Raw genomic sequence first — 25,081 nt, 5'->3', positions numbered from 1 at the left:
GGGCGTGATCCGTCACGACGCTCTGGACTCCCTCCCCGTACGCGAGGCGCTCCCGCCGCTGACCGACGCCCTCCGGGATCACGGCACCGCCGTGCTCGTCGCCCCGCCCGGCACCGGGAAGACGACCCTGGTGCCGCTGGTGCTGGCGGGGCTGACCGGTGACGGTCCCGCGCGGCGGGTCGTGGTCGCCGAGCCGCGGCGGATCGCGGCGCGCGCGGCGGCCCGGCGGATGGCCTGGCTGCTGGGCGAGAAGCCCGGCGAGTCGGTCGGCTTCACGGTGCGCGGGGAGCGGGTGACCGGCCGGCACACGCGTGTGGAGGTCGTCACGACCGGTGTGCTCCTTCAGCGGCTGCAGCGCGACCAGGAGCTGACCGGCGTGGACGTCGTGGTTCTCGACGAGTGCCACGAGCGGCACCTGGACGCGGACACGGCCGCGGCGTTCCTGTGGGACGTGCGCGAGACGCTGCGTCCGGAGCTGCGTCTGGTGGCCGCGTCGGCGACGACCGACGCGGCGGGCTGGGCACGGCTGCTGGGCGACGCGCCCGTCGTCGAGGCGCGCGGCACGGCGCACCCGGTGGAGGTGGTGTGGGCACCGCCCGCGCGTCCGGTACGGCCGCCGCACGGTATGCGGGTCGATCCGGCGCTGCTGACGCATGTGGCGTCGGTGGTGCGGCGGGCGCTGGCCGAGCGGGACGGGGACGTCCTGGTGTTCCTGCCGGGCGTGGGCGAGATCGCCCGGGTCGCCGCGCAGCTGGGGACGCTCCCGGGCGTCGAGGTGCTCCAGGTGCACGGGCGGGCGCCGGCCGCGGTGCAGGACGCGGTGCTGGCGCCCGGACAGCGGCGGCGGGTGGTGCTGGCGACCTCGGTGGCGGAGTCGTCGCTGACGGTGCCGGGGGTGCGGGTGGTCGTGGACGCTGGCCTCGCGCGTGAGCCCCGTGTCGACCACGCGCGCGGGCTGAGCGCTCTGACGACGGTACGGGCCTCGCAGGCGGCGGGCCGGCAGCGGGCGGGACGGGCCGGGCGTGAGGCGCCGGGCGCGGTGTACCGGTGCTGGGCGGAGGCGGAGGACACCCGGCTGCCGCGGTTCCCCTCCCCCGAGATCAAGGTGGCCGACCTGACGGCGTTCGCGCTCCAGGCGGCCTGCTGGGGCGATCCGGACGCCTCCGGGCTCGCCCTGCTCGATCCGCCCCCGGCCGGGGCGATGGCGGCGGCCGGGACCGTCCTGACCGCGATCGGGGCCGTCGGCGCCGACGGGCGGGCCACGGAGCGGGGCACCCGGCTCGCCCGGCTGGGCCTGCATCCCCGGCTCGGGCGTGCCCTGCTGGACGCGGCGGCGGCCGTGGGCCCCGCGCTCGCCGCCGAGGTGGTCGCGCTGATCGGCGAGGAGGCGCCGCGCAGCTACGGGGACGACCTCGCCGGTGCGTTGCGCACCGCGCGGCGCGGGGACGACGCCTACGCGCAGCGGTGGCGCGCCGAGGTGCGCCGGCTGCGCGCGCTCGCCCAGGACGTCTCCGCGCAGGGCACCTCGCGGAGCACCCCGCGGGGTTCCTCGCAGACGGACGGCGGCCCGCCGCGCGTGGACGAGGTGGACGCGCGGGTGGGGCTGGTGGCCGCGCTCGCGTTCCCCGAGCGGATCGCCCGCGCGGACGGCGGTTCGTATCTGATGGTGTCCGGGACGCGGGCCGAGGCCGGGGCGGGCACCGGGCTGCGCGGCGCGCCCTGGATCGCGGTCGCCGCGGCCGACCGGCCCGTGGGGCGGGGGCACGCGCGCGTGCAGCTCGGCGCGGTCGTCGACGAGGCCACCGCGCGGTGGGCGGCCGGCGCCCTGCTGGAGACGCGCGAGGAGGTGCACTGGGCCGACGGGGACGTCGTCGCCCGGCGGGTCGAGCGGCTGGGGGCCGTCGAACTGGCCGTACGGCCCCGTACCGACGCGGAGCCCGCGCTCGTACGGGCCGCGCTGCTGGACGGGTTGCGGCGGGAGGGGCTCGGGCTGCTGCGGTGGCCGGCCGGGGCGGCCGTGCTGCGGCAGCGGCTCGCGTTCGTGCACCGGCAGGCCGGCGAGCCCTGGCCCGACGTGTCCGACGACGCGCTGCACGCGCGCGTGCAGGAGTGGCTGGAGCCGGAGCTGAGCCGGGCCCGGCGCCGGGCCGACCTGGCCCGGATCGACGCCGGGCAGGCCCTCCGCCGGCTGCTGCCGTGGGCGTCCGGGGAGGCTGCCCGGCTGGACGAACTCGCCCCCGAGCGGATCACCGTGCCCAGCGGGTCCGCGGTCCGCATCGACTACTCCGACCCCGCGCAGCCGGTGCTCGCGGTGAAGCTCCAGGAGATGTTCGGGCTCCAGGAGTCGCCGCGGGTGGCCGGGGTGCCCCTGCTGGTGCATCTGCTGTCCCCGGCCGGCCGGCCCGCCGCCGTCACCGCCGACCTCGCCTCCTTCTGGAAGGACGGCTACAAGGGCGTACGGGCCGAGCTGCGCGGCCGTTATCCCCGGCACCCGTGGCCCGAGGACCCCGCCGCGGCCGAGCCGACCCGGCACACCAACGCGCGGCTCAGACGGTGACCTCTCCCAGAGCCCGTCGCCGAACTGATGCGGGCCTACGTCCGCTCCCACCAGCACCTGCCCTACGTCCGCTCCCACCAGCACCTGCCCTACGCCAGCTCCAGAAGCTTCCGATGGCTCTTCCCTGGCCGCCAACCAGGACAGCCGATGAACCCGGGCAGCCTCCGGGCCCACCTACGCGAGATCGGCGTCCCGCCACAGCGCGGCAGGGCTTCCACGATCCGCCAACTCGTCCTCCAGGCCCCAGCCCCCGTCATCGCGAAGGCACTCGGCTACCACGACAAGACCGCCACTCGGCTCGTGACCGAAGCCGGCGGAACCTGGAGCCGCTACGCCCCAGGTGATCATGCACGGTGACGGTCAGCCCCCGACGGACCGTGCGATGCGGAAGCCCACGTCGTCAACCTGAAAGGTCGGGTGGCTACGGCGGCGCACGGAGGCCCGACAGCTCCAGTGCTCGTCGAACCAGCCACCGCCGCGCAGCACCCGGTAGGTGCCATAGACCTCAGCGTCGTAGATGTCCCAGCACCACTCCCAAACGTTACCGAGCATGTCGTACAGGCCCCACGGGTTCGGCCGCTTGCCGCCCACGTCGTGGACTCGTTCATGCGAGTTGCCGCGATACCAGGCGATCTCGTCGAGCGGCCCGTAACGCGGTCCGGTCATCCCGGCACGGCAGGCGTGTTCCCACTCGGCCTCGGTCGGCAGCCGGTACCCATCGGCAGACGGATCCCACTCGATGCCCTCGCCCTCGGCATCGAAGTGGTAGGCGGGTACGAACCCGTCGCGCCGCGACAGAGCGTTGCAGAACCGGACCGCGTCCCACCAGGAAACTCCCTCGACGGGCAACTCGTCCCCCTGAGAAGTTCCCGGCCGCTTTCCGGTGATCTGTGCGTACAGCACCTGAGTGACCTGGAACGCCGCCAGTTGGTGGGGCGCAAGCTCAACCGACCAACTGCGTTCTGTCCGCCGGTCCGACAGGGTTACCTGGCCCGGCGGGACGACAACCATCTCGCTTCCTGCACCCGCATCCATGAGCAGGTGATCCTACTGGCACCCCGCCCTGGACGGACCGCACGTCCCATCTCCATGCGGCCGTCACGGTCCGGCGGCTCAACACCCACCGTGACGAAACCGGCAAGCCGCCTGTCGAACACGCGCCACCCCAACATGCGAGCTCACCAGTCCCGAGGCCGGTCGAGCCCACGGCGGGCGCCGGTGATGTCGTGGCGGTCGGCGATCAGGCGGCGGCGGTAGGCGCCTTCGACACACCGACGGCCTACCCAACAGCGCAACGGGCAGCAACTACCCCAGCACTGCCCCCTGTTCATCTGAGAGATCACCTCGCCCCACGTCGAGATCGTCACGGCACGGGGTGAGCCCCACCCGCGTGGAAGGCATGGCAGGATCGCGGTCATGTCCCTCAGCGTTCCCCGCCTCTGGATCGGCTCGACCGAGATCATCGCCCTCGCCGACGGCGAGGGCCCGTTCTTCTCTCCGCGCGCCGAGGCCTTCCCCGAGGCCACGGCCGCACAGTGGGCCGAGGCCGACCGCTACGACCCGGGCGCGGTCGACGCCGAGGGCCGCTGGCGGCTCCAGTTCCGCGCGTACGCGATCCGCGGCGACAAGGGCCTCACCGTCGTGGACGCCGGGATCGGTCCGGCGGACAGCCCGGCCGGCTCGTGGGCGCCCGTGCCCGGTGCGCTCCCCGAGTCGCTCGCCGCCGCGGGCATCGACCCGGCCGAAGTCGACACCGTGGTGCTCACACATCTGCACACCGACCACGTCGGGTGGGCGGTCGTGACCGAGACGGCCGTCCCATCAGCGGGCGGCGCGGTGGACGGCAACGCTTCGACCGGCGGCGCGACCAGCGGCCGCCGCCCTTATTTCCCGAACGCCGAATACCTGCTCCAGCGGGCCGAGTTCGACGCCATCGGCACGCTCAACCCGCAGCTTCGCGAGACCCTCACCGACCCGCTCGCGGCCGCCGGTCGGCTCCGGCTCCTCGACGGGGACACGCCGCTGCGCACCGGGCGCGCGGTCGCCACGCCCGGTCACACGCCCGGGCACCAGAGCGTGCTGGTCGCCGACGGGCGCGAGCTGGCGCTCGTCACCGGCGACCTCCTGGTGCACGCGCTCCAGCTGCTCCACCCCGAGCTCGCCTACGCGCACGAGGCCGACCCTGAGGCGGCCAGGCACTCGAGGGAGCGCATGCTCGTCCACGAAACCGCCATTACGCTGCACCTGGCGACGCCGCATTTGACGGAGCCGTTCCTCTCGGCGTGATCGCGGCGGTTCGGGGCCGGTCAGGCCGCGAGGCCATGCAGACGCTCCAATTTCTCGGCGGGTGGGTCATCGCCACGCAGCGGACTGAAGCCGACGCCCGGGTGCGGGTCGTACGCCTCGGGCTGGAGTCCGAGTTCGTGGGTGGAGTATTCGCCGAAGCGGCGGATGTGCTCGGTCAGGTACGGCGCGATGCGGGCCAGGTCCTCGGGGCCGATGACGTGGCCCTCCTCCGGGCAGGACGAGAACGCGTCGCGCACGCGGGAGGGCGCCCCTCCGTCGGCGACGGAGGGGCGCCCTGTGTCCGCGCGGGGTGCGTGCGGGCACGCGTGCGGTTACGCGCCGGTGGTGGGTTCGGGGGACGCGGTGCCGGCCGCGGCCACGGTGAGTTCGACCGTGAGGGTGGCGCCGCCCGCGGTGGTGACGCGGAGCAGGAAGGTGCCGGTGGTGTCGTCCGCGTACAGCTGGGGCAGCTTCAGCCGGCCGTCCGCGTCCGTCCGAAGGCCGCTCAGGGTGCGGACGGCCTTGTCGTCCGCGTCCTTGAAGTAGGGGCCCTCGTCGTTGACGGTGGGATCGTCGGCCGATGTGATCAGCGTGGCGGTGGCGGCGACCTTGCCGGCGGGGGCGCCGTCGTGAGTGGCCAGCACCTCGACGCGGTGGGCGAACTCGCCGTCCGGTGTGCAGGTCAGCTCCTCGTCACCGGTGCGGACGACGGTGTCGGCGACGCGCTCGGTGACGGTGGCCCGGTAGCCGAGGCCGGGCACCACGCGGCCGACGACGGTGGCGCGGACGGTGACGTCGCCGGTCTTCTCGCCCGCCTGGAGCGCGGGCGCGACGGCGACACCGGAGCTGTTGGTGAGGACGGTGGCCACGCTCTCGCCGCCGGTGAAGGTGGTGTCGGTGTCGCCGACGACGATGAAGCGGATCCGCACCTTCGCGACGCTCTTGCCCTCGTCCGTCTCCGCGCGGGTGCGGATCCGCTCGGTGAACGCCTCACCCGCCGTCGCGGTGAGCTTGCCGGTGCCGGCGTTCTCCAGGTGGTCCACCGTGTCGGTGGGCGTGGGGGGCGTGGTGGTCGGGGGCGGGGTCGTCGGCGGCGGGGTGGTCGGCGGCGGGGTCGTGGACGGCGGGGTGCTCGGTGTGCCGGGCGAGGCCGGCGGCTCGGTACTGCCGCTGCCCTGCTTGCCGGGCGCGGTGCCGGGCTTCGACGGCCGCGTGTCCGGGGCGGACGGGCCGGCGCCCGGCGTCGACGGGGTGGGGCTCGTGGAGCGGTCGTCACTGCGGTTGTCGGGCAGGGTGCCGGTGCCGTCCGGGACCTCGTGCGTGCCCTTGCGGTAGTACTCCAGCCACGACAGGACGGTGTTCAGGTACTCCGTCGAGTTGTTGTAGCTGAGGATCGCCTTGCGGAGGTCCGCCCGGTCGGACAGGTTCCAGTCGAAGCGGCACAGGTAGTGGCCGGCCGCCAGCGCGGCGTCGTAGATGTTGTTGGGGTCGTCGAGGCCGTCGTCGTTGCCGTCGCGGCCGGCCCACGCCCAGGTGGACGGGATGAACTGCATGGGGCCGACGGCGTTGTCGTAGGCGCTGTTGCCGTCGTACTTGCCGTCGTCGGTGTCCTTGATGAGCGCGAAGCCGTTGCCGTCGAGCTGCGGGCCGATGATCGGGGAGGTCGTGGTGCCGTCGGCGTCGACGCGTCCGCCGCGGGCCTGGCCGGACTCCACCTTGCCGATGGCGGCGAGCAGTTGCCAGGGCAGGTTGCAGCCGGGCTTGGACTCGCGCAGCGCGGCTTCGGCCTTCTTGTAGGCGTCGAGGACGGTCGCGGGTATGCCCGCCTCGGCGGCGCCCCGCGTGACCGGGTCGGAGCTCGCGGACGGCGAGGGGTTGGGGCTGTTCAGCGGCGGCAGGTCCGTGTAGTACGGCGAGTTGCCGGTCGCGCCGGGGTCGCCGGTGCTCTCCTCGGGTTCCGTGGCGGTGCCCGAGGAGGTGCGGCCGTCCTGACCGCCGATCGTCACGCCCGGCGCCTGGGACGCGGACAGGGCAGCCACCGCGGCCGCCGCCACGGCGGTGGTTGCCGCTCCCTTGCGCAGCCTCCTGCCGAAATGCGCCGCCATAGAGTGAACCCCTCCCCTTGGACGCCGGAGCATCCGTCAATGTCCGTCACGGTCGCCTGTTGTGACGATCAGCCGCGGCCATCAGTTGTACTGATCCGTTGTAACGATCCGTTGTGGCGACGCAGTTCCGCCCCGCCGGTCGCACCGGCGCGGCAGCTCTCGCGACCCTACGGCACCATCCTTTGCCCGGACACCCGTTCACGCCCGGTCTTCACCGGTCGGCCACAGCCGTTCCCCGCCCGGTCGAGGACGGCCGCGTCGCGCATACTGGGGTCCGCCGAGCACCCGGGCCGACGGGCCGGGTCAACCACCCTCCCGAGGAGCCGGGTTGCCTTTCACGCTGAGCCATGCGGTGGCGGTCCTGCCCGCCGTACGCACCGACGGGACCGGCCGGGGACCGCTGGTGCCGGCCGTACTCGTGGCGGGCAGTCTCGCTCCGGACCTGACCTACTACGCGGCCAGTTTCCTGCCCGGGGCGATGGAGTTCGGGGACTTCACGCACTCGTTCCCGGGCGTTCTCACCATCGATGCGGGCATCGCCTGGGCGTTGGTGGGTCTCTGGCTCCTGCTCCGCGAACCGCTCGTCGCGCTGCTGCCGCGGCCCCGGCAGGGGCGGACGGCCGCCCTGCTGCGCTGCGGCACGCCCCGCGCGCGCGTGCGCGCCCCCTTGGTGGCGCGCTGGTACGTCTCGGCCGTGCTCGGCGCGCTGACGCACGTGGTCTGGGACGAGTTCACGCACCTCGACCGGTGGGGGATGCGGGTCTTCCCCGTGCTGGGACAGGAGATCGCGGGCTCACCGCTGTACTGGTACCTGCAGTACGGCGGGTCGGCGGTGGCCGCGGTGGTGATCGCCGTGTTCCTGGCGCGGGCGCTGCGCCGGGCGACGCCCCGCCCGGGGCCTGCGGGGGTCCCGGCGCTGTCCCCGGCCGACCGGTGGGCGGCCGCCGCGCTGCTCGGCGGCTGCGCGCTGGCGGGGGCCGTGCAGCGGGCCTCGCGCTGGTGGGACTACTGGGGTGCGGCCGCGAAGCCCTGGGAGCTGATCCCGACGGTGTGCTTCGGGGCGGGCGCCGGGCTCGTCCTCGCACTGCCGGTGTACGCCGTGGCGGTCAGGGCGTGGCGTCCGGCCCCGGCCACCGCGGGCCCCGAGGACGCGGATGCGCGGCGGCCGAGCCGGACGGCCGCACACTGAGGGGCTCGCCGGCCGCCACGAACACGGTGACGATACGGACCGGGCGGGGCCGGGGCAGCAGGGTGCGGGCGAGCGTCAGACAGCCGCGGGCCAGCTCTGCCCACAGCCGCCACGCGGGCGGCTCGCCGCCGGGGCCCGGGAGTCCTGCCTCTTCGCCGCGGCCCGGGCGCCGGGGTCCGTCGGTGATGCGGCGGCCGAGGTCCGCGGCGGCACGCCGCAGCGCGACGGCAAGGGGTACGGGGGTACGGGCGGTACTCGCACCGGCCGCGAAGACCGGAACCGGCGACAGCGCCTCGGGGGTGGGTCCGCCGGTGGCCCTCGGGAATGCCGCTCTGCGGTGAAGCATGCGTATGCCCATGCCCCGCATCCTGGCGCCCGGTCCACTCGACGGCTTGCCCGCCTGGTCCACGCGGGTGAAGCGCCCTTCGGGGGCGGGCTCCGGCAAAGGGGACGGGCAGGGGCGGAAGGCGCCCGTCCGGTGCCTTCCGCCCCTGCCCGTCCCCCTGCCGCCTCCCGCCCGTCGGGCCCGGCCGTGCCCGGCGCCGTCAGTGTGCCGCCGACTCCCAGTCCGGGCCCGCGCCCACCGAGACGCCCAGGGGGACACGGAGCCGGACCGCGTCGGCCATCTCCCGGCGGATGAGTTCCTCGGCGGCCGGACGCTCGCCGGGGGCGATCTCCAGGACGATTTCGTCGTGGACCTGGAGGAGCATGCGGGACTTGAGGTCCGCCTCGCGCAGTGCGCGGTCCACGTTCAGCATGGCGATCTTGACGATGTCCGCCGCCGTGCCCTGGATCGGCGCGTTCAGCGCCATGCGCTCGGCCGCCTCGCGGCGCTGACGGTTGTCGCTGTTGAGGTCGGGCAGGTAGCGCCGGCGGCCGAAGAGGGTCGCCGTGTAGCCCGTCGCCCGAGCCTCGTCGACGACTCGGCGCAGATAGTCCCGCACTCCGCCGAACCGCTCGAAGTACGCGTCCATCAGGGCGCGGGCCTCGGCCGCCTCGATGTTCAGCTGCTGCGAGAGCCCGAAGGCGGACAGCCCGTACGCGAGGCCGTACGACATCGCCTTGATCTTGCGGCGCATCTCCGCGTCCACCGCGGACTGCTCGACCGCGAACACCTGCGCGGCGGCCGTGGTGTGCAGGTCCTCACCGGAGGTGAACGCCTCGATGAGACCGGCGTCCTCGGAGAGGTGGGCCATCACCCGCAGTTCGATCTGGCTGTAGTCGGCGGTGAGGAGGGATTCGAAGCCCTCGCCGACGACGAAGCCCCGGCGGATCGCACGCCCCTCGTCGGTGCGGACCGGGATGTTCTGCAGGTTCGGGTCGGTCGACGACAGGCGGCCGGTGGCGGCGACCGTCTGGTTGAACGTGGTGTGGATACGGCCGTCGGCGGCGATCGTCTTGATCAGGCCCTCGACGGTGACGCGCAGCTTCGCCTGCTCACGGTGCCGGAGCATGATCACCGGCAGCTCGTTGTCGGTCTGGCCGGCCAGCCAGGCCAGGGCGTCGGCGTCGGTCGTGTACCCGGTCTTGGTCTTCTTCGTCTTCGGCAGGCCGAGTTCACCGAAGAGGACCTCCTGGAGCTGCTTGGGCGAGCCCAGGTTGAACTCGTGTCCCGCCGCCGCGTGCGCCTCCTTCACGGCCTGCTGCACGGCGCCCGCGAACATCTGCTCCATGGATTCCAGGTGGGCCCGGTCCGCCGCGATGCCGTGCCGTTCCATGCGGGCCAGCAGGATGGACGTCGGCAGTTCCATGTCCCGCAGCAGATCCGCGGCACCCACCTCCGTCAGGCGGCCCTCGAAGGCCTCGCCCAGGTCGAGCACCGCACGGGCCTGCACCATCAGCGTCTCGGCCGCGGCGTCGTCGTCCGCGCCGAAGGCCAGCTGGCCGTCGGCCGCGGCGGCGGGTGCCAGTTCGCGGTGCAGGTACTCCAGGGACAGCGCGTCCAGGGCGAAGGAGCGGCGGCCCGGCTTGACCAGATAGGCGGCGAGGGCCGTGTCCATGGAGACGCCCTCGACGCTCCAGCCGTGCTCGGCGAAGACCCGCATCGCGCCCTTGGCGTTGTGGAACACCTTGGGCCGGTCCGCGTCGGAGAGCCAGGCGGCGAACGCCTGCTCGTCGCCCTCGTCCAGCTCGGCCGGGTCGAACCAGGCGGCCGGTCCGGCGGCCGTGGCGAGGGCGATCTCGGCGACCGAGCCGGTGCCCAGCGCCCAGGTGTCGACGGTGGCGACGCCGAGGGGGCCGACGGCGTGCTCGGCGAGCCAGCCGGCCAGCTCGCCCGCGCCCAGGACGGCCCCGTCCAGCTCCACGCCCTCCGCGACGACCGGGGTGGTCTCGGCCTCCTGCGCTCCGGGGTCGACGGCGAAGAGCCGCTCGCGCAGTGACGGGTTCCTGATCTCCAGGGTGTCCAGGATCATCGCGACGGCCTTGCGGTCGTAGGCGGTCCGCTCCAGGTCGGTGACGCCCTTGGCCAGCTCGACCTCTCGCTCCAGCTCGGTGAGGCGGCGGTTGAGCTTGACCGACTCCAGGTGGTCGCGCAGATTCTGCCCGGCCTTGCCCTTGACCTCGTCGACCCGCTCGACGAGCTGTGCGAAGGACCCGAACTGGTTGATCCACTTCGCGGCCGTCTTCTCACCGACACCGGGAATGCCGGGCAGATTGTCGGAGGGGTCGCCGCGGAGCGCCGCGAAGTCGGGGTACTGCGCGGGCGTCAGCCCGTACTTCTCGAACACCTTCTCGGGGGTGAACCGGGTCAGTTCGGAGACGCCCTTGGTCGGATACAGCACCGTGGTGCGCTCGGAGACCAGCTGGAAGGAGTCCCGGTCGCCGGTGACGATCAGCACGTCGAAGCCCTCGGCCTCGGCGCGGGTGGCGAGCGTGGCGATGACGTCGTCGGCCTCGAACCCGTCGACGGCGAAACGCGGGGCGTGCATCGCGTCGAGCAGCTCACCGATCAGCTCGACCTGGCCCTTGAACTCGTCCGGGGTCTTGGAGCGGTTCGCCTTGTACTCGGCGAACTCCGCCGAGCGCCAGGTCTTGCGGGACACGTCGAAGGCCACCGCGAAATGCGTGGGCGCCTCGTCACGCAGTGTGTTCGCGAGCATCGACGCGAAGCCGTAGATCGCGTTCGTCGGCTGACCCGCCGCGGTGGTGAAGTTCTCCACGGGCAGCGCGAAGAACGCGCGGTAGGCCAGCGAATGCCCGTCCATGAGCATCAGTCGCGGTCGGGCCTCGCCGGAGGTCTGGTCGGTCTTCTTCGCTGCTGTCTCTGCCACGTCCCCGATCCTGCCACGCGCCACCGACACTCGGCCCCGCCCCCGCACCGCGGACGTCACGGCCGCCGTCCCGCGCACCCGCCGATCCACGGCCGCCCCTCACCCGGAGCCGCTCGCAATCCCTCGAAACCGTTCGCAACCGTTCACGGGGAATGTCCCGGCTCACCCGGGGCCCTCCGTCGTCGTCATCGTCCCGTGCGAGGATCGGAGGCGTACGTCACACGTGTACGCGAAGAGGAGTGCGCGATGGCCAGCAAGCCGCCCAAGGGCGACCCGGTCCAGGACGCGCCGAAGGTCGCCGAGCCGAAACACTCGGCAGCGGGCCTCACGGCGATCGGTCACAGTCTGCGCATGGCCCACCAGCAGATGGGCGTGAAACGCACGGCGCTGACCCTCCTCAGCGTCAACCAGAAGAACGGTTTCGACTGTCCGGGCTGTGCCTGGCCGGAGCCCGAGCACCGGCACACGGCGGAGTTCTGCGAGAACGGCGCGAAGGCCGTGGCCGAGGAGGCCACCCTGAGACGGGTCACCCCCGAGTTCTTCGCCGAGCACCCCGTCGCCGACCTGGCCGGCCGCAGCGGCTACTGGCTGGGGCAGCAGGGCCGCCTGACCCACCCCGTGTACCTCCCGGAGGGCGGCGACCGCTACGAGCCGGTCACCTGGGAGCGCGCCTTCGACATCGTCGCCGAGGAGATCGGCGCCCTCTCCTCCCCCGACGAGGCCGTCTTCTACACCTCCGGACGCACCAGCAACGAGGCCGCGTTCCTCTACCAGCTGTTCGCGCGTGAGCTCGGCACCAACAACCTGCCCGACTGCTCGAACATGTGCCACGAGTCCTCCGGCTCCGCCCTGTCCGAGACGATCGGCGTCGGCAAGGGCAGCGTCCTGCTGGAGGACCTCTACAAGTCCGACCTGATCATCGTCGCCGGCCAGAACCCGGGCACCAACCACCCGCGCATGCTGTCCGCCCTGGAGAAGGCCAAGGCGAACGGCGCACGGATCATCAGCGTCAACCCGCTGCCCGAGGCCGGCCTGGAGCGCTTCAAGAACCCGCAGACCCCCAAGGGCCTCACCACCGGCGCCGCCCTCACCGACCTGTTCCTGCAGATCCGTCTCGGCGGCGACCAGGCCCTCTTCCGCATCCTCAACAAGCTGATCCTCGACACGCCCGGTGCCGTCGACGAGAACTTCGTCCGTGAACACACCCACGGCTACGAGGACTTCGCCGAGGCCGCCCGCGCCGCCGACTGGGACGCCACCCTCACCGCGACCGGCCTCACGCGCGAGGACATCGAGAAGTGCCTGCGCATGGTCCTCGAATCGAAGAGCGTCATCGTGTGCTGGGCGATGGGCCTCACCCAGCACAAGCACTCCGTGCCCATGATCCGTGAGATCGTCAACTTCCTGCTGCTGCGCGGCAACATCGGCCGCCCCGGCGCGGGCGTCTGCCCGGTGCGCGGCCACTCCAACGTGCAGGGCGACCGCACCATGGGCATCTTCGAACGGCCCGCGGAGGCGTTCCTGGACGCCCTGGAGAAGGAGTTCGGCTTCACCCCGCCGCGCGAACACGGCTACGACGTCGTACGGGCCATCCGCGCCCTGCGCGACGGGCGGGCGAAGGTCTTCTTCGCCATGGGCGGCAACTTCGTCTCCGCCTCCCCCGACACGGAGGTCACCGAGGCCGCGATGCGCCGGGCCCGGCTGACCGTGCACGTGTCGACCAAGCTGAACCGCTCGCACGCCGTCACGGGCGCGCGCGCCCTCATCCTGCCGACCCTGGGGCGCACCGAACGCGATCTGCAGGGCAGCGGCGAGCAGTTCGTGACGGTCGAGGACTCCATGGGCATGGTGCACGCCTCCCGCGGCCGCCTCGAACCGGCGAGCGGGCAGCTGCTGTCCGAGCCGGCCATCGTCTGCCGGCTGGCCCGCCGCGTCCTCGGCTCCGACAGCAAGGTGCCGTGGGAGGAGTTCGAGAAGGATTACGCGACGATCCGCGACCGCATCGCCCGGGTGATCCCCGGCTTCGAGGACTTCAACGCGCGCGTGGCGAACCCCTCGGGCTTCACGCTCCCCCACGCCCCTCGCGACGAGCGGCGCTTCCCGACGGCCACCGGCAAGGCCAACTTCACCGCCGCCCCGGTCGAGTACCCCGAACTGCCGAAGGGGCGGCTCCTGCTGCAGACACTGCGCTCGCACGACCAGTACAACACCACGATCTACGGCCTCGACGACCGCTACCGCGGCATCACGAACGGCCGCCGCGTGGTGCTCGTCAACCCCGAGGACGCGCGCGAGCTGCGGCTCGCGGACGGCTCGTACGTCGACCTGGTCGGTGAGTGGAAGGACGGTGTGGAGCGCAGGGCCCCCGGATTCCGCGTCGTGCACTACCCGACGGCCCGCGGCTGCGCCGCCGCGTACTACCCGGAGACCAACGTCCTGGTGCCGCTGGACGCGACCGCCGACACCAGCAACACCCCGGCCAGCAAGTCCGTCGTGGTCCGTCTGGAACAATCCGCGACCGACTGAGCGTTTGCTCAGTGAGGGCGGCGGCACTGCCGTGGACGTGGCACAGAAGCGTCCACGGCAGTGCCGTACCGCCGCAGTGATCACGACGGACGAACCACGACGAACGACGAACGGAGCCCGGCCCCATGGGAGAGCAGCAGCACGTGAAGTTCCCGCAAGAGGTCATCGACGAGTACGCCGCGCTCGGGGTGGACCTGGGGGCACTGTTCTCCGCCGGCCACCTCGGCACCCGCATGGGCGTGCAGATCCTGGAGGCCTCGGCGGAGCGGGTCGTCGGGACGATGCCGGTGGAGGGCAACACCCAGCCCTACGGGCTGCTGCACGGCGGCGCCTCCGCCGTCCTGGCCGAGACCCTCGGCTCGGTGGGGTCGATGCTGCACGGCGGCGCCACCAAGATCGCCGTGGGCGTCGACCTCAACTGCACCCACCACCGCGGCGCGCGCTCCGGCCTGGTCACCGGGGTCGCCACCCCGGTGCACCGGGGACGGTCCACGGCCACGTACGAGATCGTCATCAGCGACGAGGCCGGCAAGCGGGTGTGCACCGCGCGGCTGACCTGCCTGCTGCGGGACGTCGGTCCGAAGGACGCGGAGCAGGTCGCCGGCACCGCCAAGGGCTGACCGGCACGGGGTGGTGCGGGGCGCGCGACCGCCCCGCACCACCCGTCGCCCGGCCATTGCCCGGGAACAGTGGGTGCCCTACCGTTCCAGCATGGAACGGGGAGGTGCCACCCGGCCCGCCGTGCGGGGCCCCGGCCGCCCCCTGCTCACCACGGTGCCCCTCCCGGCACCTCCGGCGCTCCCGGCGCTCCTCCCGTCGGTCTTCACGAGAGCGTTTCCGGCTTCTCTCCTGGCCGCCCTCGCGACCGTCCTCCTGACAGCCGGATGCGGCCCGTCCGGACGCACCGGCACCCCGGCGCCCTCCCTGCCGCCGCCCCCCTCGCCCTCGCCGTCAGCGACCGCCTCCGAGGACGTGTGCGCACGGATCGTCACCCACTGGGCCCGTGAGGTACTGGACGGCACCGCCTACGGCGACTACCAGTCCATGGGCCTGTCCAACGGCCAGTACGACATCCTGCGCGACGCCGTGGCCGCCGCCCGCCCCGTCCGTGAGCACCGAGGCGCCGCGGCCGCCCACGACGTGATCGGCCGTCACGTCCGTGAGGCGTGCGCCGAACGGCACCGCGCCGGCGGACCGGACGAAGGCGCCTGGCGGTGAACGCCATCGGCCCCGTGGAACCCGGCGGCGAAACCCGCCCCCTGACCCCGCCGCCACCTCGCGGTCCCCGGGTCCCCCGCCGCGGACCCCTCGCGGCGCTGCACGGGCGTCACCGCCGGACCGTACCCGCCGCCCTCACCGCGGCGGCCGTCCTCGCCGCCGGCGTCCTCCTGTACACCACACGCCCCCGGCAACCCCCGCCACCCGCACCGCCGTTCCCGTCCCAGGTGACCACGGTCACCTACCTGAAGCCGCAGGCCAGAGGCCCGGAAACAGACAAGCGGAATTTCAGCTTCCTCGTCGAACTCACTGTGGAATCAGGCCCTCCGGTCACCGTCACCCGCATATCCCAGCCCTACGCGGGCCTTTCGGCGACCTCCAGCCCGCACGCCCCTTTCCGGACAAAAGAAGGATCCCCCCGCAAGATCGCCATCACCCTCCGCGTCACGGAATGTGGAGAATTGCCAGAGAACGTCGGACTCCCTTTCCTGGATGTAACTCTGCGTAATGCGCGCGCAATACGGACCCACAGCTTCATCCTCGGACCGCGCTACACGCGGGACCTCTCCATAGCCCTACAGGTCGCCTGCGGCAACGATTTTCGGTAATCACCAAAACCCCTGACACACCTGAACGACCCCCGCCCGGTCCTGCGGTTTCTCAGCATGCGGACAGGTCAAAACGGCTGGAATTCCGCCGTTCCCCCCACTCAGTACCGCTCTGCATTACCTCGTGTCATAACAAGAGAGTCACAGCATTGGCCAGACCCTCCTCCCCGTTCCCTTCACCCGCTTAGAGTCACGGCCAGTCACCGCGCCTCCCGATTCTTACTTCGGCCCAGCGCTCGACTCGGCCGTTTCCACCGGGAAACAGCCGTCAGGGGAAAGGACTGGATCGTGCGTCAACGTTCACTCATCGCCGTCACCGCTGCTTTGGCGGCAGGAGCACTCACCCTCACCGCCTGCGGTTCGCGCGACGAGGGCGGCAGCGGCGGCTCGGATTCCGGCAACGGCGGCACCACCGTCGTCATCGGCGTCGACGCACCGCTGACCGGCGACCTGTCCGCGCTGGGCCTCGGCATCAAGAACTCCGTGGACCTCGCCACCAGGATCGCCAACAAGGAGAAGACCGTCGACGGCGTCACCTTCAAGGTGGAAGCGCTCGACGACCAGGGCCAGCCCTCCGTGGGCCAGCAGAACGCCACCAAGCTCGTCGCCAACGACGAAGTCCTCGGTGTCGTCGGTCCGCTGAACTCCTCCGTCGGCGAATCCATGCAGAAGGTCTTCGACGCCGCCCAGCTCGTCGAGGTCTCCCCCGCCAACACGAACCCCTCGCTCACCCAGGGCGTCGACTGGCAGACCAAGCAGGTCCGCCCCTACAAGTCGTACTTCCGCACCGCGACCACGGACGCCATCCAGGGCCCGTTCGCCGCCGAGTACCTCTACAACGACTCCAAGAAGCGCAAGGTCTTCGTCATCGACGACAAGAAGACCTACGGCGCCGGCCTCGCCGCGACCTTCACCGAGGCCTTCAAGAAGCTCGGCGGCGACGTCGTCGGCACCGAGCACATCAACCCGGACACCAAGGACTTCAACGCCGTCGCTGCCAAGGTCAAGAAGTCCGGCGCCGACGTCGTCTACTACGGCGGCGAATACCCGCAGGCCGGCCCGCTCAGCAAGCAGATCAAGGCCGCCGGAGCCAAGATCCCGCTCGTCGGCGGCGACGGCATCTACAGCGCCGACTTCATCAAGCTCGCCGGCGCCACCGGCACCGGCGACCTCGCCACCTCCGTCGGCGCCCCCGTCGAAGACCTCCCCTCCGCCAAGGAGTTCGTCGCCAACTACAAGGCCGAGAAGTACAAGGAAGACTACGAAGCCTACGGCGGCTACAGCTACGACTCCGCCTGGGCCATCATCGAAGCCGTCAAGAAGGTCGTCGAGGACAACGACGGCAAGCTCCCCGACGACGCCCGCGCCAAGGTCACCGCCGCCATGCAGAACGTCTCCTTCGACGGAGTCACCGGCAAGGTCTCCTTCGACGAGTTCGGCGACGCCACCAACAAGCAGCTCACCGTCTACGCCGTCGAGAACGGCGACTGGAAGGCCGTCGACTCCGGCACCTACACCGGCTGACCCAGCCCGCACCACACGAGCCGCGCGGGGCGCCGCACCACAGGCGCCCCGCGCGGCTCGCATCCGGCCCCATTCGTCTATTTTTCCGAACGTCTCGGAGGACATGCGGTGAACGAACTGCCGCAGCAGCTGGTCAACGGCCTGCTACTGGGATCCATGTACGGGCTGGTCGCCATCGGCTACACAATGGTCTACGGCATCATCCAGCTCATCAACTTCGCCCACGGCGAGATCTTCATGACCGGCGCCTTCGGCGCACTCACGGTCTACCTCTACATCCTGCCCGACGGCACCTCCATGCTCATCGCCCTCCCCCTCATGCTCCTCGGGGCGATACTCGTCTCCACCACCGTCGCCGTCGGAGCGGAACGATTCGCCTACCGGCCCCTCCGAGGCTCACCCCGCCTCGCCCCCCTCATCACCGCCATCGGCCTCTCCCTCGCCCTCCAGCAAGCCGTCTGGGCGTGGTACCCCGAGGCCAAATCGGCCCGCACCTTCCCCCAGATCGACGGCGGCCCCTTCCACATCGGCAGCGTCACCCTCCAGACCGGTGACATCTTCCTCTTCATCGCCGCCCCCGTCAGCATGGCCATCCTCGCCTACTTCGTCATGCGCACCCGTACCGGACGCGGCATGCAGGCCACCGCCCAGGACCCCGACACCGCCAAGCTCATGGGCGTCAACACCGACCGCATCATCGTGGTCGCCTTCGCCCTCGGCGCAGTCTTCGCCGCCGTCGGATCCGTCGCCTACGGGCTCAAGTACGGCCAGATCGAATTCAAGATGGGCTTCATCCTCGGCCTCAAGGCCTTCACCGCGGCGGTCCTCGGCGGCATCGGCAACATCTACGGCGCCATGATCGGCGGTCTCGTCCTCGGCCTCGCCGAAACCCTCGCCACCGCCTACATCGCCGACATACCCGGCCTCGACCAGTTCGGCAGCCAGTCCTGGGCCGACGTCTGGGCCTTCATCCTCCTCATCCTCGTACTGCTGTTCAGACCACAAGGCCTGCTCGGCGAGCGCGTTGCGGACAGGGCGTGACACCGATGACCACACAGACCAGCACACCGAACACCCCCGCCACCTCCGCGGCGACCACCCCCACCGGCCTCATCGGCATCCCCCCGCACGCCGGCCGCGCCCTCGCCACCGCCGGCGGCGCCCTCACCGTCATCTCCGCCTTCCTCGCCTGGACCTGGACCTCCGACTTCCCCGGCGACCTCACCTACTACGGCTACCCCGGCGGACTCCAGGTCCTCGTCCTCGTCGCCGGCGCCCTCACCACCCTCCTCGCCCTCTCCTCCTACGGCGTCCGGGGCCTGCGCTGGCTCACCCCCGCCGGCGCCGACGCGGCCATCAAACTCGCCGCACTCGCCGCCTTCACCACCACCTGGTACACCGTCCTCGCCATCAGCTTCCAGCTCGGCGGCCTCGTCAACCTCGAACCCGGCGCCTACCTCGCAGCCGCCGCCACCCTCCTCGCCCTCCTCGGCGCACTCGCCCTCCCCTTCGAACGCCCCGAAGCCGACCCCATCGACCCCGACGAAACCGGCTGGGCACGCTTCAGGCACGACGCCGGCCACACCTGGCAGACCATCAAGGCGGCCTTCACCTCCGGCACCCCACGCGCCGTACCCCCGCTGCCCTCCTACGCCGAAATCCTCATCATCGTCGGCGTCCTCGCCCTCGCCCTCCTCGTCTTCACCTACGGCATCGGCACCGAGTACGACGAACTCTTCGTCGGCTTCCTCATCACCGCCGGCTTCGGCATCGCCGCACTCAACAAGTCCGGGCTCGTCGCCCAGGCCTCCCACATCACCGCCCGGCACCAGAACATCACCGTCTGCGGCGCCTTCATCGCCGCAGCCTGCTTCCCCTTCACCCAGACCGACGACCAGTACGCCACCCTCGGTGTCTACATCCTCATCTTCGCCACCGTCGCCCTCGGCCTGAACATCGTCGTCGGCCTCGCCGGACTCCTCGACCTCGGCTACGTCGCCTTCCTCGGCGTCGGCGCCTACGCCGCCTCGCTCGTCTCCGGCTCCCCCAGTTCGCCCTTCGGCGTCCACTTCCCCTTCTGGGCGGCCGTCCTCGTCGGAGCCGTCGCCTCCCTCATCTTCGGCGTCCTCATCGGCGCCCCCACCCTCCGCCTCCGCGGCGACTACCTCGCCATCGTCACCCTCGGCTTCGGCGAGATCTTCCGCATCGCCGTCAACAACCTCGACGGCACCTCAGGACCCGACCTCACCAACGGCTCCAACGGCATCTCCTCCATCCCCGACCTCACCATCCTCGGCTTCGACCTCGGAGCCCCCCACGACATCGCCGGCTTCACCATCGGCCGATTCGCCAACTACTTCTTCCTGATGCTCGCCATCACCGCGGTCGTCGTCCTCGTCTTCCGACGCAGCAGCGACTCCCGCATCGGCCGCGCCTGGGTCGCCATCCGCGAAGACGAGACCGCCGCCCTCGCCATGGGCATCAACGGCTTCCGCGTCAAACTCATCGCCTTCGCCCTCGGCGCCACCCTCGCCGGCCTCGCCGGCACCGTCCAGGCCCACGTCACCTACACCGTCACACCCGAGCAGTACCTCTTCGCCGGCACCACCCCGCCCAACTCCGCCTTCCTCCTCGCCGCAGTCGTCCTCGGCGGCATGGGCACCATCGCCGGACCCCTCATCGGCGCCGCACTCCTCTTCCTCATCCCCAACAAACTCCAGTTCCTCGGCGACTACCAACTCCTCGCCTTCGGACTCGCACTCGTACTCATCATGCGATTCCGCCCCGAAGGACTCATCCCCAACCGCCGCCGCAAACTGGAATTCCACACAGAGGACGACGCGCCCGCAGTCCTGAGCAAGACAGGGGCCTGACCACATGACCACCCACACCACCACCAAGGACACCACCCCAGGCACCCCCGCCCCCGGCGACACCGTCCTCGACGCCCGCGGCGTCACCATGCGCTTCGGCGGCCTCACCGCCGTCCGCGACGTCGACCTCACCGTCAACAGCGGCGAAATCGTCGGCCTCATCGGACCCAACGGAGCCGGCAAGACCACCTTCTTCAACTGCCTCACCGGCCTCTACATCCCCACCGAGGGCGAAGTCCGCTACAAGGACCGCGTCCTTCCCCCCAAGTCCTTCAAGGTCACCGCAGCCGGCATCGCCCGCACCTTCCAGAACATCCGCCTCTTCGGCAACATGACCGTCCTGGAAAACGTCCTCGTCGGCCGGCACACCCGCACCAAAGAAGGACTCTGGTCCGCCCTCCTCCGCGGCCCCGGCTTCCACAAGGCAGAAGCCAAATCCCGCGAACGCGCCATGGAGCTCCTCGAGTTCATCGGCCTCGCCGACAAGGCCGAACACCTCTCCCGCAACCTCCCCTACGGCGAACAGCGCAAGCTCGAAATCGCCCGCGCCCTCGCCAGCGAACCAGGTCTCCTGCTCCTCGACGAGCCCACCGCCGGCATGAACCCCCAGGAAACCCGCGCCGCCGAGGAACTCATCTTCGCCATCCGGGACATGGGTATCGCCATCCTCGTCATCGAGCACGACATGCGGTTCATCATGAACCTCTGCGACCGCGTAGCCGTCCTCGTCCAGGGACAAAAACTCATCGAAGGCGACGCCGCCACCGTCCAGAACGACGAACGCGTCATCGCCGCCTACCTCGGAGAACCCCTCGACAGCGACCCCGGCGCCGAAGAAGTGGCCGAAGTGGAGGCCGCCGAAGCCGCCGCGGCCGAAGCCGCCACCGAAGCCTCAGCAGCCGACACCACTGCCGGAACCACCGGGACCGCCACGGACACCACTCCCGGCAAGGACGCAGCACCCGGCAAGGAGAACGACCGATGACCGCACTCCTCGAAGTCGAAGACCTCAAAGTCGCCTACGGCAAAATCGAAGCCGTCAAAGGCATCTCCTTCAAGGTCGAAGCCGGCGAGATCGTCACCCTCATCGGTACCAACGGCGCAGGCAAAACCACCACCCTCCGCACCCTCTCCGGCCTCCTCAAGCCCGTCGGCGGCCAAGTCAAATTCAACGGAAAATCCCTCAAGAAGACCCCCGCCCACCAGATCGTCGCCCACGGCCTCGCCCACTCCCCCGAAGGCCGCCACATCTTTCCCCGCATGACCATCGAGGACAACCTCCGCCTCGGCGCCTTCCTCCGCAACGACAAAACAGGCATCGAAAAGGACATCCAGCGCGCCTACGACCGTTTCCCCATCCTCGGGGAACGCCGCAAGCAGGCAGCCGGAACCCTCTCCGGCGGAGAACAGCAGATGCTCGCCATGGGCAGGGCCCTCATGTCCCAGCCCAAACTCCTCATGCTCGACGAACCCTCCATGGGCCTCTCACCGATCATGATGCAGAAGATCATGGCGACCATCTCGGAACTCAAGGCCCAGGGCACCACCATCCTCCTCGTCGAGCAGAACGCCCAGGCCGCCCTCTCCCTCGCCGACCAGGCCCACGTCATGGAAATCGGCAAGATCGTCCTCTCCGGAACCGGACAGGACCTCCTCCACGACGAATCCGTCCGCAACGCCTACCTCGGCGTGGACTGACCCACCCACCACACGGCACAGCACAGCACTGAGGCCCGGCTCCCCCTGGGGACCCGGGCCTCAGCAGCACAACCGACGGACACCTACCCCTTCGACGCCTTCTTCTCCTCCGCGTCGTCGATAACCGCCTGCGCCACCTGCTGCATCGACATCCGCCGGTCCATCGACGTCTTCTGGATCCACCGGAACGCCGCCGGCTCCGACAACCCGTACACCGTCTGCAGCACCGACTTCGCCCGGTCCACCAGCTTCCGCGTCTCCAGCCGCAGACTCAGATCCGCGACCTCACGCTCCAGCTCCCGCAACTCCGTGAACCGCGACACCGCCATCTCGATCGCCGGCACCACATCGCTCTTCGAGAACGGCTTCACCAGATACGCCATCGCCCCCGCGTCCCGCGCCCGCTCCACCAGATCGCGCTGCGAGAACGCCGTCAGCATCAGCACCGGCGCGATACTCTCCTCAGCGATCTTCTCCGCCGCAGAGATACCGTCCAGCTTCGGCATCTTCACATCAAGGATCACCAGGTCCGGCCGGTGCTCCCGGGCAAGCTCCACCGCCCGCTCACCGTCGCCGGCCTCCCCGACGACGGTGTACCCCTCCTCCTCCAGCATCTCCTTGAGATCGAGCCGGATCAGCGCCTCGTCCTCGGCGATCACGACACGCGTCGTCATCGGAGGCACGTGCGACTTGTCGTCGTCGGGCGCGTCTACTGGCTGGGGCGACTCGGGGACGCTCACGGGGGCTCCTTGGTGCGGGCCGGGCAGATACTGCTGACAAGAGCGTACCTAGCTGCGGTAAGGTGGGGGCACGGCGGGTGACCGCCGGCCTTCGTTTCCCAGGCCCCCGTAGCCCAATTGGCAGCAGGCAATGGATTCAAAACCCATACAGTGTCGGTTCGAGTCCGACCGGGGGCACTTTTCCTTCGATTTCCAGGATCGCACGGGAAACCGGATGTCCACGTTCTCGTGAACCTCCACTTATTACCGCGTGTCACCGCTATCACGCATGCACGGTGTACACATGTACGACCTCAGCGCACGCAGGCGGGCACTGACTTTGGTGGCCCAAGGCCGGAGCCTGAACTCGGTGAGCCGCGAGACCGGTATCTCCCGCGCCGCGATCAGGTCCTGGCAGCACCGCCTGGAGCCCCTGCCCCGCATGACGTCCCCGGATTCGGGACCACCTGCCGATGAGCCTGCTTACGCCTATCTCCTCGGTCTCTATCTCGGCGATGGCTGCATCAGCGCGCACCCCCGTTCCGGCTCCTACCTGCGGATCGCGTGTGCGGACGCCTGGCCTGGATTGACCGAACTGTGCCGCGAGGCCATCACGCGAGTGCGCCCCGGGATCGGCCTCTGCACAGAGCCGAAGCAGGGCTGCGTGATGATCACCAGCTACTCCCCGCACTGGCCCCAACTCTTCCCCCAGCATGGGCCCGGCAAGAAGCATGATCGCTCCATCGCTCTGCAGCCCTGGCAACAAGCTCTGGTCGACAGGTATCCCTGGGAATTCGTCCGTGGACTCATCCACTCCGACGGGTGCCGGATCACCAACTGGACGACGCGCATGGTCCGCGGCGAACGGAAGCGCTATGAGTACCCGCGGTACTTCTTCACCAATCTCTCGGCCGACATCATCCGCCTCTTCACGGCATCCCTGGACCGAGTGGGTGTCGAATGGCGGCAGCCCAACCCCCGCAACATCTCCGTCGCCAAGAAGGCGTCCGTTGCCCTGATGGACCTTCATGTGGGCCCCAAGCACTGAACCGGGGCCCTGAGGAGGCTACTTGGGGCTGTCGTCCTCGCCGATGTGGTGGACGCGGACGAGGTTGGTCGAGCCGGAGACGCCGGGCGGGGAGCCGGCGGTGATGACGACGATGTCGCCCTTCTTGCAGCGGCCGTAGGTGAGGAGGAGTTCGTCGACCTGGTCGACCATGGCGTCGGTGGAGTCGACGTGGGGGCCGAGGAAGGTTTCGACGCCCCAGGTGAGGCTGAGCTGGGAGCGGGTGGCGGGGTCGGGGGTGAAGGCGAGGAGGGGGATGGGTGAGCGGTAGCGGGAGAGGCGGCGGGCGGTGTCACCGGATTGGGTGAAGGCGATGAGGTGGGTGGCGTCGAGGAAGTCACCCATTTCGGCGGCGGCCCGGGCGACGGCGCCGCCCTGGGTGCGGGGTTTGTTGGTTTCGGTGAGGGGTGGGAGGCCTTTGGCGAGGAGGTCCTCTTCGGCCGCTTCGACGATGCGGGCCATGGTGCGGACGGTGCTGATGGCGTGTTTGCCGACGCTGGTTTCGCCGGAGAGCATGACGGCGTCGGTGCCGTCGATGACGGCGTTGGCGACGTCGGAGGCTTCGGCGCGGGTGGGGCGGGCGTTGTCGATCATCGAGTCGAGCATTTGGGTGGCGACGATGACCGGTTTGGCGTTGCGTTTGGCAAGTTTGATCGCGCGCTTTTGAACAATGGGGACTTGTTCGAGTGGCATTTCGATGCCGAGGTCTCCGCGGGCGACCATGACGCCGTCGAAGGCGGCGACGATGTCGTCGATGTTCTGGACGGCTTGGGGTTTTTCGATTTTGGCGATGACGGGGAGGCGGCGGCCTTCTTCCTCCATGATGCGGTGGACGTCCTTGATGTCGTGTCCGCTGCGTACGAAGGAGAGGGCGATGGTGTCGAAGCCGGTGCGCAGGGCCCAGCGGAGGTCGTCCTCGTCCTTTTTGGAGAGGGCGGGGACGGAGACGGCGACACCGGGGAGGTTGAGGCCTTTGTGGTCGGAGACCATGCCGCCTTCGATGACGGTGGTGTGGACGCAAGGGCCGTCGACCGCGGTGACCTGGAGGGTGACTTTGCCGTCGTCGATGAGGATGCGTTCGCCGGGGGTGACGTCGTCGGCGAGGCCTGCGTGGGTGGTGCCGCAGGTGTGGCGGTCGCCTTGGATGCCGTCTTCCACGGAGATGGTGAAGGTGTCGCCGCGTTCAAGGAGTACGGGGCCTTCGGCGAAGTGGCCGAGCCTGATTTTCGGGCCTTGAAGGTCGGCGAGGAGGCCGACGCTGCGTCCGGTTTCGTCGGCGGCTTTTCGGACCCGGTGGTAACGCTCCTCATGTTCGGCGTGGCTGCCGTGGCTGAGGTTGAATCGGGCGATGTCCATTCCGGCGTCGACCAGGTCTTTGATCTGGTCGTATGTGTCGGTGGCGGGCCCTAGCGTGCAGACGATTTTGGCTCGGCGCATGAT

General features: G+C 70.6%; 18 protein-coding genes and 1 tRNA gene. 13 read left to right on the top strand and 6 right to left on the bottom strand.

From position 1 onward, the window contains the following. Positions 1-4 precede the first annotated feature (4 nt). Positions 5-2,557 carry an ATP-dependent helicase HrpB gene (gene hrpB, locus ACIF80_RS08075; RefSeq protein WP_399800801.1) on the top strand — a complete coding sequence of 851 codons (2,553 nt, stop codon included), beginning with the start codon at positions 5-7 and terminating at the stop codon, positions 2,555-2,557. A gap of 360 nt (positions 2,558-2,917) precedes the next feature. Here the strand turns inward: hrpB and ACIF80_RS08070 are convergent, their stop codons facing one another. Then, a complete protein-coding gene (locus ACIF80_RS08070; protein WP_399800799.1) occupies positions 2,918-3,592 on the bottom strand; it encodes a formylglycine-generating enzyme family protein in 675 nt (224 codons plus the stop codon). Positions 3,593-3,973: 381 nt separating this feature from the next. On the opposite strand from ACIF80_RS08070, the gene ACIF80_RS08065 reads away from it, so the two are divergent. Further along, complete coding sequence (locus tag ACIF80_RS08065) at positions 3,974-4,843, top strand: MBL fold metallo-hydrolase (protein ID WP_399800797.1); 870 nt, start codon at positions 3,974-3,976, stop codon at positions 4,841-4,843. A 20-nt stretch (positions 4,844-4,863) separates the two neighbouring features. Here ACIF80_RS08065 and ACIF80_RS08060 read toward each other — a convergent pair whose 3' ends face one another. Further along, positions 4,864-5,100: a hypothetical protein gene (locus ACIF80_RS08060; protein ID WP_399800795.1), complete on the bottom strand. Its 237-nt coding sequence runs from the start codon at positions 5,098-5,100 to the stop codon at positions 4,864-4,866. A gap of 75 nt (positions 5,101-5,175) precedes the next feature. Then, positions 5,176-6,948, bottom strand: a complete 1,773-nt coding sequence (locus ACIF80_RS08055; protein WP_399800792.1) for a lytic transglycosylase domain-containing protein — start codon at positions 6,946-6,948, stop codon at positions 5,176-5,178. 328 nt (positions 6,949-7,276) lie between these two features. On the opposite strand from ACIF80_RS08055, the gene ACIF80_RS08050 reads away from it, so the two are divergent. Further along, positions 7,277-8,137: a DUF4184 family protein gene (locus ACIF80_RS08050; protein WP_399800789.1), complete on the top strand. Its 861-nt coding sequence runs from the start codon at positions 7,277-7,279 to the stop codon at positions 8,135-8,137. A 545-nt stretch (positions 8,138-8,682) separates the two neighbouring features. Here ACIF80_RS08050 and polA read toward each other — a convergent pair. Further along, complete coding sequence (gene polA / locus ACIF80_RS08045; RefSeq protein ID WP_399800787.1) at positions 8,683-11,409, bottom strand: DNA polymerase I; 2,727 nt, start codon at positions 11,407-11,409, stop codon at positions 8,683-8,685. Between the two features lie 246 nt (positions 11,410-11,655). Here polA and ACIF80_RS08040 point away from each other — a divergent pair, with 246 nt between their 5' ends. From ACIF80_RS08040 to ACIF80_RS08005, 8 genes are all read left to right on the top strand, one after another. Further along, positions 11,656-13,935, top strand: a complete 2,280-nt coding sequence (locus ACIF80_RS08040) for an FdhF/YdeP family oxidoreductase (RefSeq protein WP_399800784.1) — start codon at positions 11,656-11,658, stop codon at positions 13,933-13,935. Between the two features lie 125 nt (positions 13,936-14,060). Then, positions 14,061-14,555, top strand: coding sequence for a PaaI family thioesterase (locus ACIF80_RS08035; protein ID WP_399800782.1), 495 nt, complete (start codon positions 14,061-14,063; stop codon positions 14,553-14,555). Between the two features lie 91 nt (positions 14,556-14,646). Further along, a complete protein-coding gene (locus ACIF80_RS08030) occupies positions 14,647-15,153 on the top strand; it encodes a hypothetical protein (RefSeq protein WP_399800780.1) in 507 nt (168 codons plus the stop codon). An 896-nt stretch (positions 15,154-16,049) separates the two neighbouring features. After that, positions 16,050-17,285, top strand: a complete 1,236-nt coding sequence (locus tag ACIF80_RS08025; RefSeq protein WP_399800777.1) for a branched-chain amino acid ABC transporter substrate-binding protein — start codon at positions 16,050-16,052, stop codon at positions 17,283-17,285. Positions 17,286-17,393: 108 nt separating this feature from the next. Continuing rightward, positions 17,394-18,326, top strand: coding sequence for a branched-chain amino acid ABC transporter permease (locus ACIF80_RS08020; protein WP_055574219.1), 933 nt, complete (start codon positions 17,394-17,396; stop codon positions 18,324-18,326). 5 nt (positions 18,327-18,331) lie between these two features. Beyond that, positions 18,332-20,158, top strand: a complete 1,827-nt coding sequence (locus ACIF80_RS08015; RefSeq protein ID WP_399800774.1) for a branched-chain amino acid ABC transporter permease — start codon at positions 18,332-18,334, stop codon at positions 20,156-20,158. Positions 20,159-20,162: 4 nt separating this feature from the next. Then, complete coding sequence (locus tag ACIF80_RS08010) at positions 20,163-21,143, top strand: ABC transporter ATP-binding protein (RefSeq protein WP_399800771.1); 981 nt, start codon at positions 20,163-20,165, stop codon at positions 21,141-21,143. Then, positions 21,140-21,856: an ABC transporter ATP-binding protein gene (locus ACIF80_RS08005; protein WP_332426701.1), complete on the top strand. Its 717-nt coding sequence runs from the start codon at positions 21,140-21,142 to the stop codon at positions 21,854-21,856. The genes ACIF80_RS08010 and ACIF80_RS08005 overlap by 4 nt, the downstream gene beginning before the upstream one ends. Before the next feature lie 83 nt (positions 21,857-21,939). On the opposite strand, the gene ACIF80_RS08000 is transcribed toward ACIF80_RS08005, so the two are convergent. Next, a complete protein-coding gene (locus ACIF80_RS08000; RefSeq protein WP_399800768.1) occupies positions 21,940-22,596 on the bottom strand; it encodes an ANTAR domain-containing response regulator in 657 nt (218 codons plus the stop codon). Between the two features lie 102 nt (positions 22,597-22,698). On the opposite strand from ACIF80_RS08000, the gene ACIF80_RS07995 reads away from it, so the two are divergent. Continuing rightward, positions 22,699-22,773: transfer RNA gene (locus tag ACIF80_RS07995), tRNA-Leu, on the top strand. 106 nt (positions 22,774-22,879) lie between these two features. Continuing rightward, positions 22,880-23,623, top strand: a complete 744-nt coding sequence (locus ACIF80_RS07990; RefSeq protein WP_399801253.1) for a helix-turn-helix domain-containing protein — start codon at positions 22,880-22,882, stop codon at positions 23,621-23,623. 18 nt (positions 23,624-23,641) lie between these two features. Here the strand turns inward: ACIF80_RS07990 and pyk are convergent, their stop codons facing one another. Continuing rightward, positions 23,642-25,078, bottom strand: coding sequence for a pyruvate kinase (pyk, locus tag ACIF80_RS07985; protein ID WP_399800765.1), 1,437 nt, complete (start codon positions 25,076-25,078; stop codon positions 23,642-23,644). Positions 25,079-25,081: the final 3 nt, after the last annotated feature.

The organism is Streptomyces sp. NPDC085927 (genome assembly GCF_044540975.1).
Taxonomy (GTDB): Bacteria; Actinomycetota; Actinomycetes; order Streptomycetales; family Streptomycetaceae; genus Streptomyces; species Streptomyces hirsutus.
Note: the sequence above shows the minus strand (reverse complement) of the source record. Positions and strands in the feature narration are given on the sequence as shown.

Coding starts and splice junctions, on each gene's coding strand:
- ACIF80_RS08030 (WP_399800780.1), top strand. CDS start 14,647: ATGGAACGGGGAGGTGCCACCCGGCCCGCCGTGCGGGGCCCCGGCCGC.
- ACIF80_RS08010 (WP_399800771.1), top strand. CDS start 20,163: ATGACCACCCACACCACCACCAAGGACACCACCCCAGGCACCCCCGCC.
- ACIF80_RS08070 (WP_399800799.1), bottom strand. CDS start 3,592: ATGGATGCGGGTGCAGGAAGCGAGATGGTTGTCGTCCCGCCGGGCCAG.
- ACIF80_RS08065 (WP_399800797.1), top strand. CDS start 3,974: ATGTCCCTCAGCGTTCCCCGCCTCTGGATCGGCTCGACCGAGATCATC.
- ACIF80_RS08055 (WP_399800792.1), bottom strand. CDS start 6,948: ATGGCGGCGCATTTCGGCAGGAGGCTGCGCAAGGGAGCGGCAACCACC.
- ACIF80_RS07990 (WP_399801253.1), top strand. CDS start 22,880: ATGTACGACCTCAGCGCACGCAGGCGGGCACTGACTTTGGTGGCCCAA.
- ACIF80_RS08005 (WP_332426701.1), top strand. CDS start 21,140: ATGACCGCACTCCTCGAAGTCGAAGACCTCAAAGTCGCCTACGGCAAA.
- ACIF80_RS08035 (WP_399800782.1), top strand. CDS start 14,061: ATGGGAGAGCAGCAGCACGTGAAGTTCCCGCAAGAGGTCATCGACGAG.
- pyk (WP_399800765.1), bottom strand. CDS start 25,078: ATGCGCCGAGCCAAAATCGTCTGCACGCTAGGGCCCGCCACCGACACA.
- ACIF80_RS08040 (WP_399800784.1), top strand. CDS start 11,656: ATGGCCAGCAAGCCGCCCAAGGGCGACCCGGTCCAGGACGCGCCGAAG.
- ACIF80_RS08015 (WP_399800774.1), top strand. CDS start 18,332: ATGACCACACAGACCAGCACACCGAACACCCCCGCCACCTCCGCGGCG.